Annotated in this window: 8 protein-coding genes, 1 tRNA gene and 1 pseudogene; 7 read left to right on the top strand and 3 right to left on the bottom strand. The window is 54.7% G+C overall.

From position 1 onward, the window contains the following. The 4 genes and pseudogenes from ABF824_RS14185 to ABF824_RS14170 form a co-directional block, all read left to right on the top strand. On the top strand, positions 1-1,201 hold a 1,201-nt coding region (locus ABF824_RS14185), incomplete at its 5' end, for a bifunctional aspartate transaminase/aspartate 4-decarboxylase (RefSeq protein WP_415489655.1). 114 nt (positions 1,202-1,315) lie between these two features. Next, positions 1,316-2,407 carry an asparaginase gene (locus ABF824_RS14180; RefSeq protein ID WP_415489654.1) on the top strand — a complete coding sequence of 364 codons (1,092 nt, stop codon included), beginning with the start codon at positions 1,316-1,318 and terminating at the stop codon, positions 2,405-2,407. Between the two features lie 105 nt (positions 2,408-2,512). Further along, the gene (locus tag ABF824_RS14175) at positions 2,513-3,430 is read left to right on the top strand and encodes a transporter (RefSeq protein WP_415489656.1); all 918 of its coding nucleotides are present in this window, start codon (positions 2,513-2,515) and stop codon (positions 3,428-3,430) included. 339 nt (positions 3,431-3,769) lie between these two features. After that, a pseudogene (locus ABF824_RS14170) lies at positions 3,770-4,042 on the top strand (hypothetical protein); the annotation flags it as partial. Between the two features lie 58 nt (positions 4,043-4,100). Here ABF824_RS14170 and ABF824_RS14165 read toward each other — a convergent pair. Together ABF824_RS14165 and ABF824_RS14160 are read right to left on the bottom strand one after the other, a co-directional pair. Beyond that, a tRNA-OTHER gene (locus tag ABF824_RS14165) sits at positions 4,101-4,169 on the bottom strand. Between the two features lie 910 nt (positions 4,170-5,079). Next, the gene (locus ABF824_RS14160) at positions 5,080-6,372 is read right to left on the bottom strand and encodes a tyrosine-type recombinase/integrase (RefSeq protein ID WP_415489653.1); all 1,293 of its coding nucleotides are present in this window, start codon (positions 6,370-6,372) and stop codon (positions 5,080-5,082) included. 489 nt (positions 6,373-6,861) lie between these two features. On the opposite strand from ABF824_RS14160, the gene ABF824_RS14155 reads away from it, so the two are divergent. Further along, positions 6,862-7,539 (top strand): SOS response-associated peptidase, encoded by a 678-nt coding sequence (locus ABF824_RS14155; RefSeq protein ID WP_415489652.1) that lies wholly within the window; start codon positions 6,862-6,864, stop codon positions 7,537-7,539. 598 nt (positions 7,540-8,137) lie between these two features. On the opposite strand, the gene ABF824_RS14150 is transcribed toward ABF824_RS14155, so the two are convergent. Then, positions 8,138-8,695, bottom strand: coding sequence for a TetR/AcrR family transcriptional regulator (locus ABF824_RS14150; protein ID WP_415489651.1), 558 nt, complete (start codon positions 8,693-8,695; stop codon positions 8,138-8,140). Positions 8,696-8,762: 67 nt separating this feature from the next. Between ABF824_RS14150 and ABF824_RS14145 the strand changes: the two genes are divergently transcribed. Next, the gene (locus ABF824_RS14145) at positions 8,763-9,467 is read left to right on the top strand and encodes a DUF1349 domain-containing protein (protein ID WP_415489650.1); all 705 of its coding nucleotides are present in this window, start codon (positions 8,763-8,765) and stop codon (positions 9,465-9,467) included. Beyond that, positions 9,464-9,702: maltose acetyltransferase domain-containing protein (locus ABF824_RS14140; protein ID WP_415489649.1), on the top strand; the 239-nt coding region annotated here is incomplete at its 3' end. The genes ABF824_RS14145 and ABF824_RS14140, both read left to right, overlap by 4 nt.

Here is a 9,702-nt window from a genome sequence, read left to right as displayed (position 1 = left end):
TTGCTATAATCCCACACCGCCTCGCAGGCTGACGTTGAGTGAGAAAGGCGTGGGCCAATATGTGCTGCGCGAGATGGTGGGGGGTGCACTTTCGCTCGATTCCACAGAATTTTTCGCGACCGAGGGTGGCACGGCCGCCATGGCCTATGTGTTCAATTCCCTCAAACAGAACGATCTCATCCGCAAGGGTGACAAGGTGGCTATCGGCATGCCCATCTTCTCGCCCTATATCGAAATCCCGCAGCTTGAGGAATACGGTCTCGAAGTCGTTGCAGTTCAGGCCGATCCGGCTCTTGACTGGCAATATCCGGAAAGCGAGCTTGAAAAACTGCGCGATCCAGCCGTGAAGATGTTCTTCTGCGTCAACCCGAGCAATCCGCCATCAGTCAAGATGAACGATGCTTCTCTTGAGAAGATTGCTTCCATCGTCAAGGATCGTCCGGATCTGATGATCCTGACCGACGATGTATATGGAACATTTGCCGACGGTTTCCGCTCGCTCTATGCAGTCTGCCCGCGTAACACAATCCTCGTCTATTCCTTCTCGAAGTATTTCGGTGCGACCGGATGGCGCCTGGGTGTCATTGGCATGCACAAGGACAATCAGATCGACGCGCGTCTTGCACAGCTTCCTGCGGATGCAAAAGCGGCTCTGCAAAAACGTTATTCCAGCCTGACGACGGATGCGTCTTCTCTGAAGTTCATCGATCGTCTGGTTGCAGATAGCCGTGCTGTCGCCCTCAACCACACAGCCGGTCTATCAACGCCACAGCAGGTCCAGATGGTGCTGTTCTCTCTGTTTGCGCTTATGGATCATGAAGGCCGCTACAAAGCCACGCTCAAGAGTGTCATCCGTCGCCGCGAGGCAGCGCTGTATCAGGAACTCGGAGTGAAACCGGCGGAAGATGCAAACGCGGTAGATTACTACACTCTCATCGACCTTGAGGACACATGCCGTGCTCTCTACGGCGATGACTTCGCAAAATGGATGCTTGCACGGGCCAGCACTGGCGAAATTCTGTTCCGTATCGCGGATGAAACCGGAATCGTTCTTCTGCCCGGAGCGGGTTTTGGCGCTACGCGTCCAGCGGCTCGCGCTTCTCTGGCCAACCTCAACGAGTTCCAGTATGCGGCGATCGGGCGTTCGCTGCGCAAAATGGTTGAGGAATATCACGATCAGTTCGTGAAAACGCAAGGCTGAGTCAGTCGGGTCTGGAAGCGGCGCTAATCGCTTCCAGACCCGTTTTCAGAGTTTCGAACCGAAGACACAGGAACGCCTCCCCTGTTTCCAGCTGCCGAAGGACTGTTCCGCCTTATGTTTTCCATACGTATCCTACCGTTTTTTCTTGTGTCCCTCAGTGTGATGACGATGTCGCCAACCATTACCCATGCCGCAGATATGCAGACAACCCAGCCACAGGCAGCATTGCCACGCGTTCTGGTTCTGGCCACTGGAGGCACCATCTCGGGCAAGGCCGATCCCCGTTCAGCTATTGGTTATGACGCTGGCGCTGTCACGGGTGAGCAACTCATTGCAGGCGTGCCCGGCGTGGAGAATCTGGCGCGACTGAAAGTGGAGCAGATCTCCAATATTGCCTCACAGAACATGAACAGTCAGGTTTGGTTCCGTCTGGCTGAACGTATTCATGAGGCTTTTACAAGGAACGAAGCGGACGCCATTGTCATCACGCATGGTACGGACACGATGGAAGAAACAGCTTTCTTCCTCGATACTGTAATTGGAGATTCCCATCCTGTGGTCCTGACCGGTGCAATGCGCCCGAGCACGGCCATCAGCGCGGATGGTCCTGCAAACATGTATGAGGCGGTGAAAGTGGCCGTCAGTCCACAGGCGCACAATCAGGGTGTGCTGGTTGTGCTGGACGATACAATCCATGCTGCACGTTGGGTGAGCAAGACACACACCACGGCTCTGGAGACCTTCCATTCGCGCAATGCGGGACCTGTGGGGATAGCAGACCCGGCAAATGTACGCTTCTTCGGTCCCCCTCGGGCCGAAGTCCATTTACCGCTGCCGCAAAGCCATCTTTTGCCAAGTGTCGAGATTGTTTACGCGCATGCCGATATGGATGCAGCCCAGATTGACGAAGCGGTGAAGACCGGAGCGCGAGGCATCGTGATTGCCGGCATGGGCGACGGCAACGTGTCGCAGGAGGCGCTAGCAGGTCTGGACCGTGCCGTGAAAGCAGGGGTCGTCGTCGTGCGTTCCTCCCGTGTGGGTGACGGATTTGTAAATCGGAACGTGGAGGTCGATGACGATCAGCACGGACTGGTGGCCTCCTTTGACCTCAATCCGCAAAAATCTCGCATTCTTCTGCAACTCCTTCTCGCCGATGGCCGGAACAGGCCAGCAGACATCCAATCGGTCTTTGGCGCTGGCTATTGAACGGAATGAGATGTGGTCGAGACGGTGCGTAAGATCAGGTTGAACCGGAGACGGAAAACGTACGCCTACAGAAAACGTCATGCCGGGAAGGCCTTTGCCGTCCTGATGGCATGGGTGGGCACCAGTTCGTGGGCTCATGCGGACCAATGGTATACCGGTTCACTTGTTTCACCATCGGGCACTACGCGCACGGGTATGCTCAATGTCGAGCCCTACTACTCCTATAATCAGCCTCTGGGATCTTTCGATTCTCGTGGTGGAACGCGTCCCGCCACACATCCAATGCAGCGGATGTTTTCCAACTCTACATTATGGAAATACGGAATCCTGCCCGATTTCAGCGTGCAGGTGCATACGATCGTTAACTATGGCTGGAAGCACGATAGCGGACACTCCCACGGCCCGAAAACCGGCGACATACCGGTCGACCTGATCTACCGTTTTGTACGCCCGGATCCGAAACGCTACATTCCTGCCTTCAATCTTTTCGTTGGAATGATTTTCCCGACGGGTGACTACAAGAAACTCGGCAATGCTCAGGACGGCATAGGGAGCGGCGCTTACGTGTTTCGTTTTGCCATCACGGAGCAGTCCACCTACACGTTACCCGGAAATCATGAACTGCGTCTGCGCGTGTGGAACTGGTTTCGCCGCGCCGTGACCTCAGCGACACTTATAGATACTACCACTTACGGTACAGTTCATGGTTTCCGTGGGCGTGGCCAACCCGGCATGAGTGGCGAAACAGGCTTTTCTCTGGAATATGCTGTGAGCCAGAAATGGGTGCTGGCCATGGATCTTGTGCGTGACTGGTCCAATGGATTGCGCGTGCATGGGCACGACGGCAACGGACAGTATGTAAAAAAGATTGGCAGCGCCGGAACTGATTGGCAGATCGCGCCTGCGTTTGAATATAACTGGAACGCCCGATGGGGTATAATCGTGGGATCGGCTTTCTATTTTGCCGGTCACAACAAAAGCATTCAGGTTTCGCCACAATTTGCGATTAATGCGATGTTCTGATGCCTCCAAACTGGCGTCGTTTTTACGATGTGCTGTGATTGTTGCGCCTGGCTTCCTTTTCCGCGATTTGGCCTCATCGCAACCGCCATCTGAGGCCTGGACTGCAAAATGATCTACTCATAGGCGCATCCTTCACCTCTCTGAATGAGGGTGCGCTGCTTAGGACAATGAATTAACAAACCCCAAAATAACTTTTGTGATCGTGTGCCGCCTGCAATTTTTCCAGCACCTGTTATGGGCGGGTAATGCGCGTGCTCGCCGGCTACGGTGGCAATTATGTCGACCAACGCGTCGGCGTCGAGAAAGAACGCGACCGAATATCTTCGATGCCTAGTGGGTCCACACGCCTTTTTTGCCGGGATATAGTGCCGGTGGACATCGGTGCGGAAACTTGCCGATGGCGAGACAACGGACGATCTGTTCGGGTTCCTGACCACAGAGGCCAACCGGGAAGTGGGCGCGATCCATCCGAAGGCCATGCCTGTGATCCTGACACCATTGGGCAGAGGACGTCCTGTCGCAGGATCGTTGGCATTTTCGGCGGATTTTGCACGGGCCATGAGACGAACTCCGAAGGGGCGGAATCGTCATTGGTCTAAAATCGCTACTTAATTTTTGGCAGGAAAGCCTGCTTTGGCTTTAAGCCCCTAATAACATTGCCAAATAAAATTGGCGTCCCGTACGGGATTCGAACCCGTGTTGCCGCCGTGAAAGGGCGAATTAAACCTTTTTATATCAATGGTCTTTTAAAACAAAGGTCATGTTATCAGTGTGTTATGGTGTTTCTCGGTGTCGTGCTGTGTCATACGGTGAAATGCTTAGTGGTCTAGGATTGGTCCAAGCGGTCAGCCGTCGACGCCTACGGAACCGTCCACCGCATCAGCCCACACGTCGTCAACAACGGATACGTCGCAACTCCATCCGGCGGGCCCATGATGCCAATGTGGTAACACCACAACACACCCCCTCCTCATCCTCAGAAAAATCCCGACGCCACCAGGCATCGGGATTTTTTTGGAATCGCGTCCCTCACTCAGGACGCAACAACTCGCCACCAGGCTCGCCGGACAAAGATCAAAAACAACCAGAAAACGCTCACCATTCAGACACACAAAAAACCTCCCACGCTCTGAAACTACGTCCCAACCGCGAATCATCATCTGAAATCCCAAAACCGTTCAGGCACGTTCGACACCGCGTTCAATTCCTGCCGACGTTCGCCATCATCGTAAAAACTGCACGACGCTAAGAACCTACGGTCCAATCGCGAATCATCATGTGAAATCCCGAAAACGCTCAGTCACGTTCAACACTACGCTGGAAATCCGAAGCGCATCAGAAGCAGACAAAAAACCACCCTACATTCTGAAAAGCACCAGAAACCGCTATATTCCTGAACGTGTGACAGGTTTCTACGGAAAAACCATCAGACCCGATTCCGGGAAAACCACCCCGCAGAAAACCGTCACATTTCAGGCCCACCAGTATCGTGCCATCTTAAACGATCTGGCAGCACGATTTTATGGCGCATTGCCATACTTTTCAGCCGCTCATGGAATGGCGACATAGCGCATTGATGACGCGTCACTGAGATTGTGCGGACCGGTGCGATGCAATGCGTGACGCGTCATTGGGCTTTTGATGGGCCTTCAGGCGTCTGAATTTCCGATTTCAGAGTCCCGCCAGGTGAAGAGTGGCGCGCTGTTTGAATCCCGACGCGGCGGCTTTGCGACCGCCTCACTGGATTGACCGGCGCAGAAGCGTTCCCAGGCATGCATCATCTCTGAACGCCTGTTGAAGAGATCCCCGCGGCGATAGGCCGCCTCGACCTTGTCACCGATGGCATGGGCCAACGCCATTTCGGCGACCTCGCGTGGAAAGTCGGTTTCCTCGGCTGCCCAGTCCCGGAAGCTGGAGCGCAAACCATGGATCGTCACATCCTTCGTGCCTGCGGCCTGATGGAAGGCCTTCGAGACTGCGACATCGCTCAACGGCGAACCGACCCGGCCACCGGGAAACACGAAACTGTCCTCACCGGAACTGGATCTCAGGGTCTGGACTTTATACAGCAAAGCCATCGCTCCGTTCGTCAGGGGCACACGATGCTCCCGCCCGGCCTTCATCCGCTCGGCCGGGATGGTCCAGATCTTTTTCTTCAGATCGATCTCCGACCACAGGGCCTTGCGGACCTCGCCAGCCCGGGTTGCGGTCAGGCAGACGAACCGTGCGGCCAGAGCTCCCACACCATGCTCGGCGCTGAGCCGGCTGTAGACTGGCGGGAGGTCGCGATAGGGCAAGGCGGCATGGTGCACCACTTTGGTGACTGCCGTGGGTTTGGGGAGGATGTTGGCCAGATGCCCCCGCCAGCGGGCCGGGTTCTCACCCTCACGCCAGTGATGGCTCTGCGCGTAGTCCAGAATACGCTCCATCCGTCCACGCAGCCGTGTTGCGGTTTCGGTCGTGCTCTCCCAGATCGGTCGCAGGACAGCGAGCACATCCTCTGTCTGCACACTGCCAATCGGTTTCTGACCGAGGACGGGATAAACATGACGGTCCAGAGAGCTGCGCCACATGGGCGCCGAGCGCGGATCCTTCCAGCCCGGCGCCTGCTCGGTGATGTACCGCTCAGCAACCTGTGCGAAGGTCAGGTCCGGAACGGTCTGTCCCTTCTGCCGGGCTTTTTCTTCCAGGGGATCGATCCCTTTCAGAAGAAGGCGCCGGTTCTCGGTCGCCTGGAGCCGGGCATCGGCCAGAGAAATATCCCGGGCGGGACCGAGTCCCATCTCCCGTCTTTTGCCGGTCTCAGGGCTTTTATAGCGAAAGGTCCAGGCCCGGGTGTCGCCCCGGACGGTGATCCATAAATTTCCGCCATCGCCGTGAACCCCGTCTTTGAGGGAGGCGACCTTGCGGGCATTCATCTGATTCGGCGGACGCTTGCTCATGGCTTTTCAGTCCCATCTTCCATCCCACCTTACGGGATGGGTTTCAATGCGTCTATCTGCTTCTTCAGGATGGCATGTATTTCTGTAAGACCATGAAAAACAAGGGTTATTGCGCTGATCTGCTTTTTCGTGACGCCCCAGGTCGGCGGACACCCTCTCCGCCAGACACTCAATTTTCCAATGAAATCAGCTTGTTAGATACAATAAGCGTTACTGTGATTATGACCGTGCGTCACTGGTCCAGCGTCACTATTTTCACGGCCACTCTATGACTTTTGCGCTTCCTGAATGTGACAAAAAGAATCCGTCCGGCAATTACATAGATTCCTACAGTAATTTCGAGATATCAGAGACCTGTGGTTGCATATATCATGAAATCAAAGAATTTACTCGGCTGAAAAAACTGCTGAACGCTTAGCAAAAGGCACATTTGAGCGCACATAGAAAGTTGCCGCAGCGATAGTATGTGGTCGTAAGGGAGCTACACGGATGTGCAATCTTTATTCCATGACCTCGAACCCGCAGGCGATTAGAGGAATGGCGAAAGTCCATGAAGATCGCACGGGCAATCTCCAACCTTTGCCCGAGATCTACCCGAACACGCTGGCACCAATCGTGCGAAACGGTGAGAACGGTCGCGAACTGATTATGGCGCGCTGGGGCATGCCGACACCGCCCGGTTACCTTAAGGGACACAAGGTCGATCGCGGCGTCACCAATATCCGCAATCCGGCCTCGACATGGTGGAAACGCTGGGAAGATAAGCAACATCGCTGCCTGGTGCCGCTGACAGCATTCTCCGAACCAAAGCGTCTATCTGATGGAAAATCACGACCGATGTGGTTCGCTCGTAGCGATGGAGAACCCCTCGCTGTCTTTGCGGGTATCTGGTGTCGATGGACTTCGGTGCGGAAACTGGCTGATGGAGAAACGACAGATGATCTGTTCGGATTTCTAACTACCGAAGCGAACCACGAAGTGGGTTTAGTTCATCCAAAAGCCATGCCCGTGATCCTGACGCATCCCGAGGAACTGGATGTGTGGATGAACACGCCAACGGCAGAGGCTCTGGAACTTCAACGCTCTTTACCGGATGGCACGCTGACTCATGTCGAAGCGCCGCGTTCTTTCGCATTTAAGAGCGACGCGACGACGGGAGAGCGGTGATTAGACGGTTAAATCCGTATATCGCTAGAATCTACCATTATGAATGCCGCGGACAAATCACGCTGGTCTGTCCACCCATTCCAAGAAATAAGGGACGCAGTCTCACCCATTTGCTTCATGCAAACAGGAATAGTCCGGGACAAGACCGTTACAGATGTTCTCCGTAAAACTCTTTCCGTGGCAGTTCAGGAAAGTGGGCAAGGACATACGGATTATAACCTCAGGACAACTTATTCTGACCAGCATCTTTCATATACGCGAGGCCTGTCTGGACGGCCTTGGGCTAGCATGACAGCCAAAGGATTTCATCGCCTCCCGGATTGCAACCGGAGAACTGGTCGAGACACTTACCGCATGGCGAAGGCATTTGAGCCGTATCACCTCTACTACCCAAGCCGCCGTCAACACTCTTCGGCGACGGCTGCTCGCATCGCCGTATTGCGCGCCTAAACACGAGAATAATGCCTGCCTCTAAGGCGACATAATATTTGCACGAATTACCATTGAGGAAAAAAGTTCTCACTCAAGTATTTTTATAAAAAAGAAACTCAATACTATCTCTGCACACTAAGTAGCATCGATCCGAGTGGCATCTTTTCTACGGCCTGCATATACGACGAATGATATCTTCTATTTCACTTCGATCCAGCGGTGAGTGGTCCACTGAGTCATGAATCCCCATACCCTCAACCAGAGCATCCAATGCCCGGCAGGTCAGAGGATCAAAGAAACGTCCCAGTGCTTCCCGACTGGCCTGCATCCATTCCCGCATGATGGCCGCCAGTTCGGGCCTGCGCGCCGCAAACGCATATAATTCATAACTCAGCAGCAGCGTCCGCGGCGTGGACCAGATGTTTCCAGCGATAATATCGACAATCGCCTGTATCGCTTCTTCCCGATCTCCAGCCTTAGCCAACCGTCCGACAAATTCTGCCGAACTGGCATGAGCTACCTGTTTGAAAGCCAGATGAAGCAGGTCGTCCATCCCGTCAAAATGGTACGTCATCGAGCCCAGCGGCACACCTGCCGCCTCGGCTACGCGGCGATGCGTCGTGCCCTGCACGCCATACTCCACGATCACATTGAGAGCGGCGTTGATGATGCGCTGTTTCCGATCAGGGTCAAAGCGACGGATCGCGGGAGGGTTGCTTGTCATGAGAAAGCAGGTTTAGCCTTGCGTCATGTGTACGTCCGTACACATGATAAGTATTTAACGATGCGGGATGCTAGCAGTGAGCGAGAATGGCGAAAAGAACGGCCTCCACGGCATGACGAGACGCACGGTGATCGCAGCGGGTGCGGCGGTCGGTGGCATGGCTTTAAGCGGTAAAGCACACGCCAGCGATCTAAGCCCTTGGCAGAACGGAGTCTGGCTTAACAAGCCGCATGAGAGCACGATCACTGCCGATGCCCTTGAGGTGACAACGGACAAAGGCTCCGATTTCTGGCGCGAAACCTTTTATGGATTCACGCGCGACAGTGGCCATTTTTACGGCATCCATGCGCCGTCACGCTTTACAGCGCAGCTTCGTATCCGTGCCGAATATGAGAAATTGTACGATCAGGCCGGCCTCATGATCCGTATTGACGAGAAGCATTGGGTCAAAGCCGGGATCGAACTTTCAGATGGACGCGCCATGCTCAGCAGCGTTCTCACTGATGGTCGTTCGGACTGGGCGACCGCCCCTTATGAAGGCGATCCAAAAGACTTCTGGATGCGGGCGACTGTAGCCGACGGTGTGCTACGGCTTCAGGTATCTGGCGATGGTAAGCTCTGGCCACTTGTGCGTCTGGCGCCTTTCCCCAAGGCCGCGTCCTATCTGGTCGGCCCGATGTGCTGCACGCCGGAGCGAGAAGGTCTTAAGGTTCGTTTTTCTGACTGGCGCCTTACCCCGTCTCTCGGCAAGGCATTGCATGATCTGACATGATGTCCCATCGCAGCGAAAAACAGAAAATGCTGGCTGGCGATCTGTATGTCGCCAGCGACCCCGAATTGCAGCACGATATGGCGCAATGTGCTGCATGGCTTGCCCGTTACAACAAACTTGAGGGGGCTCTCCCCGAACGACTGGGAGCGGTGGGAAAAAACGCCTGTATCCGACCGCCTTTTCATTGTGATTACGGCTACAATATCTTCTTGGGGGATAATGTTTTCCTTAATTT

Origin of the sequence: Acetobacter sp., assembly GCF_047721705.1 — a bacterium.
In the GTDB taxonomy this organism is placed as follows: Bacteria; Pseudomonadota; Alphaproteobacteria; order Acetobacterales; family Acetobacteraceae; genus Acetobacter.
The sequence above is the reverse complement of the archived record's forward strand: the minus strand, read 5'-3'. Positions and strand labels throughout refer to the sequence as shown.